This window comes from Kocuria sp. CCUG 69068 (genome assembly GCF_020833785.1).
GTDB classification, from domain to species: Bacteria; Actinomycetota; Actinomycetes; order Actinomycetales; family Micrococcaceae; genus Kocuria; species Kocuria rosea.
This window is the reverse complement of record NZ_PDDL01000080.1, coordinates 1-15,962: the sequence shown is the minus strand read 5'-3', so window position 1 is coordinate 15,962 and position 15,962 is coordinate 1. Positions and strand designations below refer to the sequence as shown.

Below are 15,962 nucleotides of genomic sequence, written 5' to 3'. Positions count from 1 at the left end.
GGCGCGGGCCGGCCGCGCGCGGCGCCTCCTCGGCCCAGCAGGACCACCAGAGCAGGAACACGCCCGCGCCCAGCAGCACGCCCAGCGCCGCGCTCACCGCGCTGCTCCGGCCGGGCCGTCGTCCGCCAGCAGCTCGCTCACCCGGTGCCCGGCCCGCTCGAACTTCCACGCCGCCGGCGCCTCGGCGGCCACTGCCAGCAGGGCGCCGTCCGTCTCGGCGAAGACCGGGTACGTCTCGATCACGCCGTTCTCGACCCGGTTGCCGATCGCGAGGATCTCGCTCACCCGGCGGCGGCCGTGCCGGTCCCGGTGGCAGTGCACCACGAGGTCGAAGCACGAGGCCACCGTGGGCACCACGAACCCGGAGCTGATGTTCTCCCCCGCCAGCAGCGGCAGGGTGCAGATCTTGGTCACGGCGTCCCGGGCGGAGTTGGCGTGCAGGCTGCACATCCCCGGGAGTCCGCTGTTGAGCGCGATGAGCATGTCCAGGCTCTCCGCCTCCCGGACCTCCCCGACCACGAGCCGGTCCGGGCGCATCCGCAGCGCCTCCTTGACGAGCCGGCGCAGGGGGATCTCGCCCGTGCCCTCGAGATTGGGCTGACGGCACTGCATCCCCACGACGTCGCGCAGCGGGACCTGCAGCTCGAAGATCTCCTCGACCGTCACCACCCGCTCCCGGGGGCCGATCGAGGCGCACAGACAGTTCAGCAGCGTGGTCTTGCCCGCCTGCGTGGCGCCGGAGACGAGGATGTTGAGCCCGCTGGCCACGGCCGCGTCGAGGAAGCGCGCGGCGCGCGGCGGCAGCGCGCCCAGCTCCACGAGGTCGTCCAGGCGCCGGGCCCGGGCCACGAACTTGCGGATGTTCACGGCCCAGTGCCGGCGCGTCACGTCCGGGATCACCACGTGCAGCCGGGACCCGTCCGGCAGCGCCGCGTCCACGAACGGGGAGGACAGGTCCAGGCGACGGCCCGAGGACTTGAGCATCCGCTCCACCAGGTTGCGGATCTGGGCCTCGGTCAGCACGAGGCTCGTCAGCTCGGACTCCCCGCCGCGGGCGGCGTAGACCTCCGCGGGGCCGTTGATCCAGATCTCCTCGATCCGCGGGTCGTCGAGCAGCGGCTGCAACGGGCCGAACCCGGCGACCAGGTCCAGCAGCACCCGCCGGGCGGCGTCCAGGTCCGCGAGGGCCGGCAGCACCCCGCGCGCCGAGCGCTGGTCGTAGTCGCGCACCGCGGCGTCCACCAGCTCCCGGGTCCGCTCCAGCTCGAGCACCGGGTCCAGGCCGCGGCGCCGGATGAGCTCGCGCACCTCGGCCTCGACCAGCCCGAGCGCGTCCTCGGAGAGCAGTGCCGTCATCCGTCCCCCTGCGCGTTCCCCGGCGCGGGATCCGCGTCGGCGGCGCTCCCCCCGGAGCGCATGCACAGGAACATAGGCCGATCCGGCGTCGTCCCCACAACCCCCGTCCGGGCTCCTGTGGACAGCCGTCGCTGACCTGCGACGTTGTTCCCGTCCGGAAACACATGAAGTGTCACAGGATGCGGGCGCATGGAAACAGGTCGGCGGGGGCCACGTCCCGAAAGGGCGTGCAGGCCGGGCCGCCGGGCCGTAGGGTGGCGGGCGAACACGCTCCCCCCGGGCGTCCGCGTCACGGCACCACCCGTGCCGCACGCACTGCCCCCGATCGCAAGGACCGCCGTGACCCACGTGACCACCGAGCAGGGCGGAACACGCCCCGACGTCGCCGCTCGTCTCCGGGCGCTGCTCCGCGCGGGCGTCCCCTTCGCCGGGAACCTGCTCACGAGCGCGGCCGGAGCGGCCCTCGGCCGGCACCTGGTGGACCCGTCGCCGGTCCCGAGGGCAGCTGTGCCCCGGGACTGGCCGCCCGTCTTCGCGCACCGGGGCGGCGCCGAGGTCGCCCCGGAGAATACCCTCGAGGCGTTCCGGGCCGCCGCCGCCCTCGGGGACGTGGTGCTGGAGCTCGACGTGCAGGCCTCCGCCGACGGCACGGCCGTGCTGATGCACGACCTCACGGTGGACCGCACCACGGACGGGACCGGCGCCGTCGCGCTGATGTCCACCGCGGAGCTCCAGCGCCTGGACGCCGGGCACGCGTTCACCCTCGACGGCGGGACCTTCCCGTGGCGGGGGCGCGGGGTGCACGTCCCCACGCTCGCGGAGGTCTACGAGGCGTTCCCCGAGCACCCCGTGGCGATCGAGCTCAAGGGCAACCGTCCCGGCGCCGAGGAGATCGTCTGGCGGGCCGTCCGGGCGGCGGGTGCCCAGGAGCGCACGCTCGTCGCGACGAACCGCACCGCCTCGATCCGGCGGTTCCGCCAGGTCTCGGGCGGGGCGGTCCCCACGGCGGCCTCCCCCACGGAGTTCGCGGCCTTCCGGCTGCTGTGCCTGCTGGGCCGGCACCAGCACCACACGCTCCCGTTCCAGGGCCTGCAGCCGCCGGACTCGCTCCTGGGCCTGCGCGTGCTCATGCCCGCACTCGTGCGCAGCGCCCAGCAGGCGGGTCTGCGGGTGGACGTCTGGACCATCGACCGGGAGGACGACATGCGCCGCCTGCTGGGGTGGGGGGTGGACGGCGTCATGACGGACCGGCCGGACCTGCTGTCCCGGGTGCTCCGGGAGGCCTGATCCGCGCCGGGACCGGTCAGGCCGCGGGGCGCTGCGCCGGAGAGGTCTCGGCGAAGTCCCGCACCGAGGCGCGCTGGGCGTGCTCCGGGGCCGGGGCCCAGGGCCGCTCCGCCTCGGCGACCGCGATGTGCCGGGCCAGCCGGGTCACGTTGACCTCCTGCTGGCGGTTGCGCAGCGCGGAGGTGGCCTGGGTGATCATGAAGATCACCACGAAGCCGTACAGGACGAGGTCGGTGCCGCGTCCGATCCCGAAGAAGTGGGCCACGCCCGTCAGCAGGTCGGGGAAGAAGATGGACAGCGCCGCGAAGACGAAGAAGGCCAGGCCCACCACGCGGCGGATCGCCTGGTGCTTCGCGTTGGCCCCGCCGCGGATCAGGGCGAGCGCGCCGTAGCCCACGGCCAGGACCAGCAGGATCTGGACGGCGTAGATCATCGGACGGCTCTTCCCTTCGATGGTGCGGACGGGGTGCGGACTACTTGACGAACAGCTCGGCGAGGATGTTCACGCCGTTGAGCAGCGACTGCCCCTTGGACTTCGAGTAGTCCGTGTAGATGATCTCGACCGGGTGCTCGACCCAGCGGGGCCGGATGTCGGCCAGCTGGTTGACGATCTCCGAGGCGTGCGCCATCCGGTTCTGGGTCAGCCGGATCCGGGACAGGGTGCCCCGGTCGATGGCGCGCAGCCCGTTGTGGGCGTCGGAGAGGTCCATGCCGGTGGACAGCTTCGAGAAGAACGCGGCGGTGCGCAGCACGACCCGCTTGAGCGGGGAGATCCGGGTGCGCCCGTCGAGGAAGCGGGAGCCGAGCACGACCTCGGCCTCGCCCGAGCGGATCCGCTCGACCATGTCCCACGCGTCGGTCACGCGGTGCTGGCCGTCGGAGTCGAAGGTGACCACGCAGTCCATCCCGGGGTCCTGCAGGGCGTACTCGAAACCGGTCTGCAGCGCCGCGCCCTGCCCGAGGTTGATGGGGTGCTGGACGACGACGGCGCCGGCCTCGGCGCAGATCCGGGCCGAGTCGTCGGAGGATCCGTCGTCGACGCAGACGACGTGCGGGAAGGTCTTCCGGAGCTCCTTCAGCACCTCTCCCACGACGGCCGCCTCGTTGTACACGGGCATGACGATCCACGAACGACTCACCCGGACATTCTCGCACAGCGCGCCGGACCCGCCCGTCAGGTCGGCGGCCGGACCCGGGCCGGCCGCTATGATCGACCCGACCCTTCCCCCCACCGTGAGGACAAGACCGTGCCCGCTGCCAGGCAGAGCCCCGCAGGACCGACGTGCTGACGGACTGGGGACCCCATCTGCCGGCGTTCCTGGTCCTGCTGGCGTTCCTGTGGCTGCCGGGGCTGGCGCTGCTGTGGGCCTTCGGGCAGCGCGGGGGCCGGATCCTGCTGACGGCACCGGTCTTCAGCGTCGCCGTCGTCGGGCTCACGGGCGTGGTCCTGGACCTGGCGGGCATCCCCTACGGCGCGCTCACCCAGGTGGCCGCCGCGGTGGTGCTGGCGGCGCTGGCGTGGTTGGTCGGCCGGCTCCTCCCCCGGGGCGGCCACGCGCCCGGCCCGCACGACGCCGGGGCGGACCCGGCCGGCCCGGCGGAGCGCTCCGGCGGCGCGGGCCGCCGGCTCTTCCCGGCGGGCGCGGCCGCCGGGCTCGCGATCGGGGCGGTGCTGCTGGTGCGCCGGATGGCGTCCGTGATCGGGCACCCGGAGGCGATGGCCCAGCGCTGGGACAACATCTTCCACCTCAACGCCATCCGCTACGTCGTCGAGACCGGCAACGGCTCGACCCTGACCCTGAACCGGATGGTCAGCCCGGAGAGCACCATCGCGCTGTACCCCGCGGCGTGGCACCAGCTGGCGTCCCTCGCGGTGCCCCTGGCCGGGGACAGCGTGCTCGTGGCCCACAACCTGACGCTGCTCGCGGTGGGCGGGCTCGTCTGGCCCGCCTCGTGCATCTTCCTGGTCCGATGCCTCGTCGGCCCGTCCCCCGTCGCGGCCGTGGTCGCCGGCACGGCCGCCGCCGGGTTCAGCGTCTTCCCGCTGGGCCTGATGGCCTGGGGGCCGCTCTTCCCCAACATCCTCGCCCTGGCGCTCGCCCCCGTGTCCCTCGGCCTGCTCGTGCGGCTGCTCGGCCCCGGGGTGAGCGCGGACCGGACGGCGCGCACCCCGGACGCGGCCGGCCGGGTCCGGCTGGCCGCCAGCCTGGTGGTCACCCTCGGCGCGCTGTTCGTCTCCCAGCCCAACGCGTTCCTCGCCCTGCTCGTGGTCGCGGTCCCCCTGGCGGCCACGGCGTGGTGGCTCGGGCTGCGGGCGGCCGCGGGCGCCCGGCGCCGTGGTCCCGCCCTCGGGCTCGTGGCGGTCGCGGTCGTCGTGGTCACCACGTGGCTGCTCCTGTGGAACGTCCTGACCACGTCGTTCGTGTGGGAGCCGTCCACCACCCTGGCGCGGGCGGCCGGCGAGGCTCTGCTCTTCGGCTCCAACGGCCGGGAGGACGTGCCCTGGGTCCTCGTGCTGCTCACCGGGGCGGGAATCTACGCTGCCATCGCCCGGCGGAGACTGCGCTGGCTGGTCATCGCCCATCTGGTGCTCTCGTACCTCTATGCTGTGGCCGCCGCGGGCGAGGAGAGCCCGGTCCGGCAGTGGCTCGTGGGCGGGTGGTACACCGACTCGTACCGCCTCGCGGCCACACTCCCGCTGACGGCCGTACCGCTGATCGCCCTCGGTGCTGCCCATGTGGTGGGCAGCCTGGCCATCGGCATGACGGCACTGGCCTCGTTCACCGGCCGCCCCCGGGCAGGCCGAGCCGCCTATCCCGTCGCAGCGGTCGTGGTGCTGGGTCTCGCGGTGCCCTACTCCCAGGTCGAGTCCCTGACCCAGGCGACCCGATGGGGCAAGCAGTACTACGCATGGGAGGGGCCGGAAAGCATCCTCAACCAGGATGAGTACGCGTTGCTCCAGGACCTCGACGAGCTCACGGAGCCGGGGGACGTCATCGCGGTCAACCCGTGGAACGGTGGCTCCCTGGCGTTCGCGGTCGCCGAGCGGCCCGTCACCCAGTACCACGTCGAGTCACCCGGGGTCGAACTGCGCACGCTGGACCCGGAATTGAACGCCCTGGCCACGGGGATCGCCGACGCCACCCCGGACAGCCGGGCCTGCGCCGCCGCCGAAGAGCTGGACGTGCAGTGGGTCCTGGACTTCGGCACGCAGTTCATCATTCCCGGTGCCCGCCAGGCCGGTGAGTACGCGGACATCAACGCCGTCGACCCGCAGCTCGCGCCCGGTCTTGCGCTGGTCGAGCGCAACGGGCAGGCCGCGCTCTACGAGATCGTCGGCTGCGACGGCGCCTGAGCCCGCTGCGGGACTCCCGTCCTGCGACGGACGACGGGCCGCCCGGTTCCTCGCGGAGCCGGGCGGCCCGTCGTCGTCCGCGGATCGCGGGCAGGGAGGGCAGTCAGCCGGCGTTCTCCGCGGCGCGGAACTGCTCGATCACCTCGTCGATGGGCCCGTCGCTGCGGACCCGGCCGTGCTCGATCCACACCCCGCGGTCGCAGACCTTGCGGACCACGTCGAAGTCGTGGCTGACGACCAGCAGCGTCTTGCCCTCCTCGGAGAGCTCCTTGACCCGGCCCAGGCTCTTGCGCTGGAAGGGCTCGTCGCCCACCGAGAGGATCTCGTCGATGATGAAGATGTCCGGGTCGGTGAACACCGCCACGGCGAAGGCCAGGCGCAGGTACATGCCGGACGAGTAGAACTTCACCTCGGTGTCGATGAACTGCTCGATCTCGGAGAACGCCACGATCTGGTCGAACTTCCGGTCGATGTCCTCCTTGGACATGCCGAGGATCGCGCCGTTGAGGTACACGTTGTCGCGGCCGGTGAGGTCGGGGTGGAAGCCGGCGCCGACCTCGATCAGCCCGGCCACGCGCCCGTTGACCGTGAGCGAGCCCCCGTCGGGGCTCATCACGCCGGAGACCAGCTTGAGGAACGTGGACTTCCCGGAGCCGTTGAGCCCCACGAGCGCCACGCTCTCCCCCGGCCGGATGCTGAGGCTGAGGTCCTCGAGGGCGCGGAAGCGGTTGGAGATGTCCTGGCGCCGCCCCCGGGCGAGCCACATCACCGTCTCCTTGAGGGAACGGGCGTGGCGGAGCGAGAACTCCTTGGCCAGGTGCTCGGCCACCACGGCGGGCTCGGCCGGCGGGGTGGTGCGGTCGGTGCTCATCGTCACAGCTCCTGCGCGAATCGGCCCTCGAGGCGACGGAACAGCAGGTCGCCCAGGAACATGACGACCGTGACCACCAGCAGCGCCACCGGCGTCCAGAGGGAGAACAGGTGGGGCGGCACCTCGTGGGCGCCGGGGGTGGTGGTCGGCAGCCAGAACGCCGCGTGCGAGAGCTCCACGGCCACGGTCAGGGGGTTGAGCATGAACCCGGCGAACCACACCGGGCCCAGGACGTCCCGGACCATCGTCCACGAGTAGAGCACCGGGGCGGACCACGTGCTGACCATGACGATCAGGTCCACGAAGTTCTCGGCGTCGCGGAAGAACACGTTCGCCGCGCCGAAGAGCATGCCCAGACCGGCCCCCAGCAGACCCACGATCAGCAGCGCCGCGGGCACGGCCAGCAGGGAGATCCACGTGGGCGACCAGCCCACGATGAGGGCGGCCAGGAGCATGACCACCAGCTGCGGCATGAGGTGCACGCCGGCGACCCACACGGACGCCACGGGGAACATCTGCCGGGGCAGGTAGATCTTCTTGATCAGGCTCGCGTTGGCCACGATCGAGCGCGCTGCGTTGCCGAAGGACTCCGAGAAGAAGTTGATCAGGATGATCCCGGAGAACAGGTACACGGCGTAGTTCTCCATCCCCCGCTCCAGGCCCAGGAAGATGCCCAGGGCCACGTAGAAGACGACGAACTGGATCCCCGGCTTGACGTAGGACCACAGCAGCCCGAGGACCGTGCCCCGGTAGCGGATCTGCAGCTCCTTGTCGACCAGCAGCTTCAGCAGGTAGCGCTGGCGGAACACCGCCGGCAGCCCCGTCCCGGGGGACGGCCTCCGGACGACCGTGGCAGCCGGCATCAGGCGCCGATCTCCGAGTGCTCGCGGAAGGTCGCCTCCCAGGCCGCCATGGAGGTGACCTCCGGCAGCGCGGCCCGGTAGCGGCGGGACAGCTCCGGCCAGCGCAGGGCCAGCTGGGCGTGCAGCCGCAGGGACTCCGCCATCAGGGCGCGGGCCTCCCGGGGCGAGCGCTTGTACCAGGTGTAGCCGGTGCCGTCCGAGGCGGAGACCAGGGCGCTGTCGTAGCGGGCCAGCCGCCACCACCGGGCGTCCTGGTAGGGCAGGTGCACCTGCGGGTGCTGCTCGGCCTGCTCCTGCGGGCGCACGGCGAGGTGGCGCACCACGGCGGTGGTCGCCGAGGTGAGCACCTTCAGCCCGTGCGGGGCGGAGAGCCGCCGGGTCCGCAGGGGCTTGGCCGACGCGACCGTGGGGTAGGCGTCCAGGTCCGCCTCGTAGACGGCGTCGGAGTGCTGGGTCATCATCCGGCGCACGTCGCGGATCCGCTGGGGCAGCAGCTCGTGCAGGGCCTCGGGCCCGGCCAGGACGTCCCGCAGGGCCAGGACCCGGGCCTCCTCCGCGAAGTACTGCATGGACAGCAGGTGCCGCAGGTCCTTGATCCCGTTGCGCCCGAGCACCTCGCCGCCGCGGTCGAACGGGGAGTGCAGCAGGGCGGCCACGAGCTGGTTGCGCTTGTGGAAGTACGCCTGCCAGCTGATGGTGTCGTCCTTGTCCGCCCAGGCCAGGTGCCACACGGCCACGCCGGGCAGGGACACGGTGCGGTAGCCGGCCGCCTTGGCCCGGATGCCGTACTCGACGTCGTCCCACTTGATGAACACGGGCAGCGCCAGGCCGATCTCGCGAACCACCTGCGTGGGGATCAGGCACATCCACCACGCGTTGTAGTCCACCTCGATGCGGCGGTGCATCCACGCGGTGCTGCGCAGGTTGCTGCGGCGGAAGTCGTGGCCGATCTCCACGCCCTCGCCCGCGGGGCCGTACTGGAAGCTGTACGGGTCCATGGCCTCGCCGAAGTTGTGGATCTTCGTCGGGTTGAGCAGGTCGATCATGTGCCCGCCGACCAGCGTGGGCCGCTTGCAGAAGTCGGCGAACACGCTGATCCGGCGCACGGCCTCGGGCTCGATCTCGACGTCGTCGTCCATGAGCAGCACGTAGGTGCTGTCGGCGCGCACGGCCTCGTACATGCCGCGGGCGAAGCCGCCGGCCCCGCCCAGGTTGCCCTGGTCGATGACGCGCAGCCGGTCGCCGAAGCGCTCCTGGACCTCGCTGAAGCCCGGCTCGTCGACGACCTTCTGGTTGCCCTGGTCCACTATCACGACCTGCGCGACCTGCGGCAGGTGCTCCCGCTGCTCGTCCAGGAGGCGGGCGTTGGTGAGGCAGTAGGAGGGCTTGTTCATGGTCGTGATCTGGAGGGTCACGGACCCCTCCGTGGTGCCTGTGCCGTCGCCCAGCCACTGGGCGCCCAGGACCTCGAGCTCCTGGTCCGCCGCGGTGGCGTCGAACCAGTACCACCCGCCGTCGGCGAAGGCCTTCAGCGGCAGCACGACCTCGGTCAGCCGCTCGGCGCCGGAGACCTCGTGCACCGACACGGGCACGGACTCGCCGCGCGCGTTGGAGCTGTGCACGTTCACCGAGCCGCGGCCCGTGGTGCGCACGCGCAGCACGACCTCGCGCAGGTGGGTGTTGTGCCGCCAGTAGCTGGCCGGGAACGCGTTGAAGTACGTGGCGAAGGACACGGTGCTGCGGGCCGGCACGCGCACGGAGGTGCGGCCGAGGATCGCCACGCCGCTGGCGGCCCCGGCGTCGGAGGCCACGTTGACCACGATCTGGGGCCGCTGCTCCTTCGTGTCCTCCTGCTGGGCGGCGGTGCCCGTGTCCGCCCGGGAGTCCAGGTAGAGGGGCTGGGTCGGGAAACGGTCCTTGGCCGGGAAGACGAGCTCCTGCAGCACCCGGTAGGAGGTGCCCTCGGTGCCGGTCCGTTCGGTGTCCTGGGTCGTCGCGGTCACGCGTCCACTCCCCCGCTCTCGATGGTGGCCCCGCCGGTGAAGTGGGGCTTGAGCTTGTTGTCGACCATGGACAGCGCGGCCCCGATGGCCATGTGCATGTCCAGGTACTTGTAGGTGCCGAGGCGGCCGCCGAACAGGACCTTGTCCTCGCCGCGGGCGAGGTCGCGGTACTTGAGCAGCTTCTCGCGGTCCACCGAGGTGTTGACCGGGTAGTACGGCTCGTCGCCCTTCTCCGCGAAGCGGGAGAACTCGCGCATGATCACCGTGGCGTCCGTGGTGTAGTCCCGCTGCGGGTAGAAGTGGCGGAACTCCAGGATCCGGGTGAAGGGGACGTCGGGGTCCGGGTAGTTGATCACCGGGGCGCCCTGGAAGTCCTCGATCGGCAGGACCTCCTGCTCCAGGTCGATGGTCCGCCACGAGAGGTCGCCCTCGGCGTAGTCGAAGTACCGGTCCACGGGGCCCGTGTAGACGACCGGGACCTGCCCGGAGACGGCGGAGCGGGAGTAGTCGTGGCCCTCGTCGAAGAAGTCGGTGTCCAGCCGGACGTCGATCTTGGGGTGGTCCGCCATGCGCTCGAGCCACGCGGTGTAGCCGTCCACCGGCAGGCCCTCGTACTTGTCGTTGAAGTACCGGTTGTCGTAGGTGTAGCGCACGGGGAGCCGGTTGATGATCGAGGCGGGCAGGTCCTTGGGGTCCGTCTGCCACTGCTTGCCCGTGTAGTGCTTGATGAACGCCTCGTAGAGCGGCCGGCCGATGAGCTGGATGCCCTTGTCGTTGAGGTTCTGCGGGTCCGTCCCCGCGAGCTCCCCGGCCTGCTCCTGGATCAGCGCCCGGGCCTCGGCCGGCGAGTACGCCGCGCGGAAGAACTGGTTGATCGTGCCGAGGTTGATCGGCATGGGGAAGACCTCATCGTGGTGCCGGGTGTAGACCCGGTGCACGTAGTCCGTGAAGTCGGTGAACCGGTTCACGTAGTCCCAGACCCGCTCGTTGGAGGTGTGGAACAGGTGGGCGCCGTAGCGGTGCACCTCGATCCCGGTCTGGGGCTCGTTCTCCGTGTAGGCGTTGCCACCGATGTGGTGCCGCCGGTCGATGATGGCCACGTCGAGGCCCAGCTCGTTGGCGGCCCTCTCGGCCACGGTCAGGCCGAACAGGCCGGACCCTACGACGACGAGATCTGCGTTCACGGGCTAACTCCTGGGGTTGGTGTCCTGGTGGGCCCGGCCGGCGTCCGGCCGGTGAGGGGGCGGCACGGGCGCGCCGGGCGTGCGCTGCGTACCAAAGTACCTGATCAGTCGGGGAAGCCCTGGAGCAGCCACTCGGCGGCGAGGCGACCGGAGGCCGCCAGGGAGGCGTTCTCGGCCGCCCATGCGGCCCGGCGGCGGCGCTCCCGGTCGTTGTCCTCGGCCAGCGCCGGGTCGAGCCGGCGGTCGAGGGCGGCGATCATGGCCTCGGCCACCGCGTCGGCGTCGTGGTCGACGGCCGCGCCCAGGCCGTTGTCCTGCACGAGCTCGGCCGCGACCCCCGCCCCCGCGTAGACGACCGGCGTCCCGCACGCGGCGGCGGCGTAGATCTTGGTGGGCTTGGTGAAGTCGTAGCCGATGCCCGGGAGCACCGCGCCCAGGGCGGCGACGGCCCCCCGGGTCCACTCCGCGGTCTCGGCGGCGGGACGCAGCCCCTCGAAGAGCACGCTCCCCGGGGCGAGCCGCTCGGCGATCTCCTGGACGCGGTCGATGTCGGAGCCCCTGCCGAGGAAGCGCAGGCGGGCGTCGGGGTGGGCCTCGAGGACGCGGGGCATGGCGCGGACGAAGACGTCGGCGCCCTGCCACTCGGACATCGACCCGGCGTAGACGAAGTAGGGGGCGCCGGGCTCGGCCACCGGTCCGTCGGGGCGGAAGACGTCGGTGTCGATGCCGTTCTCCGCCACGAGCACCTTCTCCCAGGCCACGCCGGTGACGGACTGCAGCTCGCGGCCCATGGCCTCGGACACGGTGAGCACGCCCGCGGCCCGCCGGGCCGCGAGGGTCTCCATGACGCGCATGGCCCGCTTCACCGGCGCGGAGACCTCCATCTTCTCGGCGGCGGTGGTCCAGATGTCGGGGGCGTACCAGACGTAGGGACGGCCCCGCAGGAGCGAGGAGACGAGCACGGCCATCCCCGTGGTGGGGGGCGGTTCGCTGACCACGAGGTCGGCCGGGGTGGCCAGCAGCCGGAAGAGGACGGGGACGTCGAAGCTGAGGTACTGGACGATCCCGCGCACGTAGTCGAACCGGTCGCGCAGGACGGGCCACCGGCGCACGTCGTAGGGCTCCGGCTCGATGACGGACCCGGCGGGCGGGCGCGTGGTGAGGACCGTGACCTCCGCCCCCGCCTCGGTCAGGCCACGGGCCAGGGCCCGCAGCCGGAAGGACGCGGCGGCCGGCTCGGGGGCGAAGATGCGGCTGACGATGACGATGCGGCGGGGAGTCACGGGACCACCTGTTCGGAGCTGCTCGACGGGAGGGGACGGAACGGACGGGGGCCGGGCACGACGACGGCGGGCACGGGCGCTCCAACTGTACTGGTCCTGCCCGGCCGTCCCGGGCGGGCGCGCCCCGGGGCCGCGGGGACCGGCCGGGCGGACCCGCTCACCGGACGGTGCGGCTGGTCCACGCCAGCACGCCCGGCCGGAAGAGCAGGACGAGGACGAGGACGGCCGGCACCGCCGTCGCGAGCCCGGGCCCCCACTGCCCCGACCGGAGCAGGGGGTAGGCGAGCACCAGGAGGAAGAGCTGGACCACGAGCGCGGCCGCGCGGGGCCACCGGAAGCCGCGCCAGAGGCCCCGGCCCACGCGCAGCAGCCACAGGGCGCCCCCGGCGAAGACCGCCGCGAGGAAGACCGTTCCGCCCACGGTCAGGGGCTCCTCGAACAGGAGGGACCAGACCAGCCGCAGGGCGGCCCCGGCGAGGACCAGGGCCTCGAGCAGCACCACGCCGGTCAGGACCGCGACCGCGCGGGGCCGGGCGTCCCGGGAGGGGGTGGGCATGGGGTTCTCCTTCCGGCCGGGCGGCGGGCCCCGGCGCTCCCCGCCACCCTAGTCCGCCCGCCGCCGGCGCGGCCCGCCGTGCGGATCGTGCGGCGGCCCGCCCCGGGCGTCCTGTGAGCAACGCCTCACCGACCCGGCTGTGACGCGCCACCCAAAGCCCTTGTCCGCACCCCTCCGGCGTGGGAAGGTGGACGTCAGTTCTTCACAAGGCCCGTGCGAATGGGCCTTTTCTCTTGTCCCGGACGCGGCCGCCGCAGGATCCTTCTGCCCTGACCCGACGGGACCCACCCTTGAAAGGAGCGATCGCTGACCATGGATTGGCGTAGTCGCGCAGCATGCCTGGAGAAGGATCCCGAGCTGTTCTTCCCCGTGGGCAACACCGGACCTGCTCTCCTGCAGATCGAGGAGGCGAAGGCCGTGTGCCGCAGCTGCCCGGTGATGGACACCTGTCTGCAGTGGGCCCTCGAGTCCGGCCAGGACGCGGGCGTCTGGGGCGGGATGAGCGAGGACGAGCGCCGCGCCCTCAAGCGCCGCGCCGCCCGCGCCCGCCGCGCCTCCTGAGCGCTCCGCTCGCACCGAGGACCGGGAACCCTGCGGGGTCCCGGTCCTCGCCGCTTCCCGGGCCCTCGCCGGATCAGTCGTCGAGGCGGGCGCACACCGTCACCTCGGTGCCCCCGCCCTGCCGCGGTTCCCAGCGGATCCAGCCCCCGAGCTCGCCCGCCACGAGGGTGCGCACGATCTGCATCCCGAGCCCCTCGCCGCCGCCCGCCCTGCGGAAGGCGCCGACCCCGGACTCCTCGATGACCACGTCGCCCATCCCGGCGCCGTCGTCGCTCACCACCACCTCGAGCAGCTGACCGGCGCCGTCCTCGTCCCGCACCCTGGACGCCTCCAGGGTGACCGTGCCGGTCCGCCCGGCGAGGCCGTGCTCGACCGCGTTCGTGACGAGCTCGTTGATCACGAGCGCCAGTGGGGTGGCCAGGCGGGTCGGCAGCTCCCCGAACTCCCCGATGATCCGCGTGTGCACCGTCTGCTCGGGCGCGGCCACCTCCGCCGCGAGCCGGAACTGCCGGGCGATGAGCTCGTCGAAGTCCACGTTCTGCGTGAACCCCTGGGAGAGCGTCTCGTGCACCATCGCGATGGTCGCGACCCGGCGCATGGCCTGCTCCAGCCCGTGCCGCGCCTCGTCCGTGGTCATCCGCCGGGCCTGCAGGCGCAGCAGCGCGGAGACCGTCTGCAGGTTGTTCTTGACGCGGTGGTGGATCTCCCGCACGGTCGCGTCCTTCGAGACGAGCTCCAGGTCCCGGCGGCGCAGCTCGGTGACGTCCCGGCAGAGCAGCACCGCGCCGAGCCGTCCGGACCGGTCCCGCAGCGGGACGGAGCGGAAGTTCACGCTCACGCGCGCGCCCTCCACCTCGCTGCGCCACGCCGTCCGGCCGCTGAGCACGGGGGCGAGGGTCTCGTCCGAGTCCGCCCCCGGCACCAGCACGGGAGGCACGAGGTCCATGAGCCGCTCCCCGAGCAGCTCCCCGTCGATCCCCAGCCGGCGCAGCGCCGACTCCGCGTTGGGCGAGACGTAGGTCACGCGGTCCTCGGCGTCGAGCCGGATAGCGCCGTCCCCGACGCGCGGGGCGCCGCGGCGCGAGCCCGTCGGGGCGGAGAAGTCCGGCCACAGGCCCTCGTTGGCCATCCGCAGCAGCGCGTCGGCGGTCTCGCGGTAGACGATCTCCTGCCGGGAGACCACCTGACCCGGTGCCCGTCCGGCGTGCAGGGTCAGCAGGGCGAGCGTCCGCCCCTTGCGCACGAGCGGGACCACCTTGACCGGGCCGGAGGCACCGGCCCCCTCCCCCGACGGGCGCACCCGCTCGATCCGCCGGCCGACCCAGGCGGCCCGCAGGGGCCCGCTCAGCTCGTCGGGCAGCAGCTCGCCCACCATGTCCTTGTGGAAGACCGTGGGACCCGTCGCCGGCCGCACGTGGGCGAGCACCCGGAACGAGCTGCCGGGGGCCGGCATGCCTCGCCCGTTGCCGCTGCCCGCGGCCGGGATGTAGTCGGCCGGGAAGCTGAGGATCAGGTCGCCGAAGGCGAGGTCGGAGATGAGCTGCCAGTCCCCCACGAGCAGGTGGAGCCACTCGTAGTCCCCGGGCCCGAAGTCCTTGGTGTCCCTGAGCGGTTCCGTGAACGCCACGTCGCCTCCGGTGGTCGCAGGTGGGGAGGGGCCGGACGGCGCCCCCGCGATCAGCGCCGCAGCCAGGCCCCGATCCTGCCGCCCAGCCTAGTACCGCGCACGAGCGGGTCCTCGTCCGCCCCCGCCTCCCCGGGCTCGGCGAGCACCCGGCCGGCCAGCTCCCGGAGCGCGGCCCGCACGGAGGATCCCGCCGCGGTCTCCGCGAGGACGGCCCCGGCCAGCAGCGCCTCGTCGCAGGTCTCCGGGTCCCACGGCACGAACAGCTCGACCGACGGGCCGGAGCCGAACCGCGCCCACGCCTCCCGGACCCCCAGCTCGGGTGAGCGTCCCGCCGCCGAGCGGCGCAGCTTGTTGACGGCGACGACGAGCCGGGCCCCGGGCGCGGCCGCGGCGACGTCCGGCAGCGCCTTCAGCAGCCTCGGCACGCCGATGGTGTCCGCGGCGCCCACGGCCACCACCACGTCGGCGCGCTCCAGGACCGTGAGGGCCGCCGCGTGCCGGCGGGGAGCCATGGTGTCGACGGTGAGCTCCTCGTCGGCCTCCAGCGCGAAGCCGCAGTCCACCACCGTGGTGCCGAACTCCTGCACCGAGCGCTCCAGCACCGCCGCCACGGCGCTCGAGCGCAGCTCCGGCCAGCGGTCCTGACGGGTCAGCCCCGTGAGCACCCGGACGGTGCGCCCGGCGACGGCCACGTCGGCGGCCGTCCGCCGCAGGTTCGCCCCGTCAAGCCGCCCCTGGTCGGCGAGCCGGCACGCCTGGGCGAGACCCGCCGCCTCGTCCAGCATCCCGAGGGCCGCGGCCACCGAGGGTCCGTAGGTGTCCGCGTCGACGAGTGCGGTGTCCTGCCCCAGGAGCGCGAGCTCCGCGGCGAGGTTGACGGCCACCGTGGTCCGGCCCGGTGCCCCGGTGGGCCCCCACACCGCCACGATCCGCCCGGCGCCGCGGGGTGCCGGGGACTCGGCGCCGTCGCCGTCCTCCCCCTCCTGCGGGTGCCCGCCGGCCGCGGGGGCGGGCGC

At 73.1% G+C, this 15,962-nt stretch carries 14 protein-coding genes; 3 read left to right on the top strand and 11 right to left on the bottom strand.

Annotated elements, in window-relative coordinates; all coding sequences use genetic code 11:
- Positions 1 to 93: 93 nt before the first annotated feature.
- On the bottom strand, positions 94 to 1,356 hold the full coding sequence (locus CRM73_RS13975) for an ATPase, T2SS/T4P/T4SS family (RefSeq protein ID WP_229588153.1): 1,263 nt from the start codon (positions 1,354 to 1,356) through the stop codon (positions 94 to 96).
- Between the two features lie 339 nt (positions 1,357 to 1,695).
- On the opposite strand from CRM73_RS13975, the gene CRM73_RS13970 reads away from it, so the two are divergent.
- Positions 1,696 to 2,643 (top strand): glycerophosphodiester phosphodiesterase, encoded by a 948-nt coding sequence (locus CRM73_RS13970; RefSeq protein ID WP_229588151.1) that lies wholly within the window; start codon positions 1,696 to 1,698, stop codon positions 2,641 to 2,643.
- Between the two features lie 16 nt (positions 2,644 to 2,659).
- Here the strand turns inward: CRM73_RS13970 and CRM73_RS13965 are convergent, their stop codons facing one another.
- Both CRM73_RS13965 and CRM73_RS13960 read right to left on the bottom strand, forming a co-directional pair.
- Positions 2,660 to 3,076, bottom strand: a complete 417-nt coding sequence (locus CRM73_RS13965; RefSeq protein ID WP_109243504.1) for a DUF2304 domain-containing protein — start codon at positions 3,074 to 3,076, stop codon at positions 2,660 to 2,662.
- Positions 3,077 to 3,116: 40 nt separating this feature from the next.
- Complete coding sequence (locus CRM73_RS13960; protein WP_229588149.1) at positions 3,117 to 3,782, bottom strand: glycosyltransferase family 2 protein; 666 nt, start codon at positions 3,780 to 3,782, stop codon at positions 3,117 to 3,119.
- A gap of 143 nt (positions 3,783 to 3,925) precedes the next feature.
- Between CRM73_RS13960 and CRM73_RS13955 the strand changes: the two genes are divergently transcribed.
- The gene (locus CRM73_RS13955; protein WP_109268062.1) at positions 3,926 to 5,998 is read left to right on the top strand and encodes a DUF6541 family protein; all 2,073 of its coding nucleotides are present in this window, start codon (positions 3,926 to 3,928) and stop codon (positions 5,996 to 5,998) included.
- A gap of 103 nt (positions 5,999 to 6,101) precedes the next feature.
- Here the strand turns inward: CRM73_RS13955 and CRM73_RS13950 are convergent, their stop codons facing one another.
- The 6 genes from CRM73_RS13950 to CRM73_RS13925 all read right to left on the bottom strand — a co-directional run bounded on the left by CRM73_RS13950 (position 6,102) and on the right by CRM73_RS13925 (position 12,758).
- Entirely contained in the window at positions 6,102 to 6,869 is a 768-nt protein-coding gene (locus tag CRM73_RS13950; protein ID WP_051063783.1) for an ABC transporter ATP-binding protein, read from the bottom strand.
- A 2-nt stretch (positions 6,870 to 6,871) separates the two neighbouring features.
- Positions 6,872 to 7,732 (bottom strand): ABC transporter permease, encoded by an 861-nt coding sequence (locus CRM73_RS13945; protein WP_017833641.1) that lies wholly within the window; start codon positions 7,730 to 7,732, stop codon positions 6,872 to 6,874.
- Positions 7,732 to 9,735, bottom strand: a complete 2,004-nt coding sequence (locus CRM73_RS13940) for a glycosyltransferase (RefSeq protein WP_095650618.1) — start codon at positions 9,733 to 9,735, stop codon at positions 7,732 to 7,734. Before CRM73_RS13940 ends, CRM73_RS13945 begins: the two co-directional genes overlap by 1 nt.
- The gene (glf, locus tag CRM73_RS13935; protein ID WP_017833639.1) at positions 9,732 to 10,919 is read right to left on the bottom strand and encodes a UDP-galactopyranose mutase; all 1,188 of its coding nucleotides are present in this window, start codon (positions 10,917 to 10,919) and stop codon (positions 9,732 to 9,734) included. The genes CRM73_RS13940 and glf overlap by 4 nt, the downstream gene beginning before the upstream one ends.
- A 104-nt stretch (positions 10,920 to 11,023) precedes the next feature.
- Positions 11,024 to 12,202, bottom strand: a complete 1,179-nt coding sequence (locus CRM73_RS13930) for a glycosyltransferase family 4 protein (RefSeq protein ID WP_229588147.1) — start codon at positions 12,200 to 12,202, stop codon at positions 11,024 to 11,026.
- A gap of 157 nt (positions 12,203 to 12,359) precedes the next feature.
- Entirely contained in the window at positions 12,360 to 12,758 is a 399-nt protein-coding gene (locus CRM73_RS13925) for a hypothetical protein (protein WP_017833637.1), read from the bottom strand.
- A 312-nt stretch (positions 12,759 to 13,070) separates the two neighbouring features.
- On the opposite strand from CRM73_RS13925, the gene CRM73_RS13920 reads away from it, so the two are divergent.
- The gene (locus tag CRM73_RS13920; protein WP_017833636.1) at positions 13,071 to 13,319 is read left to right on the top strand and encodes a WhiB family transcriptional regulator; all 249 of its coding nucleotides are present in this window, start codon (positions 13,071 to 13,073) and stop codon (positions 13,317 to 13,319) included.
- A 73-nt stretch (positions 13,320 to 13,392) separates the two neighbouring features.
- Here CRM73_RS13920 and CRM73_RS13915 read toward each other — a convergent pair whose 3' ends face one another.
- Positions 13,393 to 14,946: a sensor histidine kinase gene (locus tag CRM73_RS13915; RefSeq protein WP_229588145.1), complete on the bottom strand. Its 1,554-nt coding sequence runs from the start codon at positions 14,944 to 14,946 to the stop codon at positions 13,393 to 13,395.
- 50 nt (positions 14,947 to 14,996) lie between these two features.
- On the bottom strand, positions 14,997 to 15,962 hold a 966-nt coding region (locus CRM73_RS13910), incomplete at its 5' end, for a P-loop NTPase (protein WP_229588143.1).

Excerpts from the sequence above, each read along its gene's own strand:
- CRM73_RS13975 (WP_229588153.1), bottom strand. The coding sequence starts at position 1,356 with ATGACGGCACTGCTCTCCGAGGACGCGCTCGGGCTGGTCGAGGCCGAG.
- CRM73_RS13965 (WP_109243504.1), bottom strand. The coding sequence starts at position 3,076 with ATGATCTACGCCGTCCAGATCCTGCTGGTCCTGGCCGTGGGCTACGGC.
- CRM73_RS13950 (WP_051063783.1), bottom strand. The coding sequence starts at position 6,869 with ATGAGCACCGACCGCACCACCCCGCCGGCCGAGCCCGCCGTGGTGGCC.
- CRM73_RS13945 (WP_017833641.1), bottom strand. The coding sequence starts at position 7,732 with ATGCCGGCTGCCACGGTCGTCCGGAGGCCGTCCCCCGGGACGGGGCTG.
- CRM73_RS13925 (WP_017833637.1), bottom strand. The coding sequence starts at position 12,758 with ATGCCCACCCCCTCCCGGGACGCCCGGCCCCGCGCGGTCGCGGTCCTG.
- CRM73_RS13920 (WP_017833636.1), top strand. The coding sequence starts at position 13,071 with ATGGATTGGCGTAGTCGCGCAGCATGCCTGGAGAAGGATCCCGAGCTG.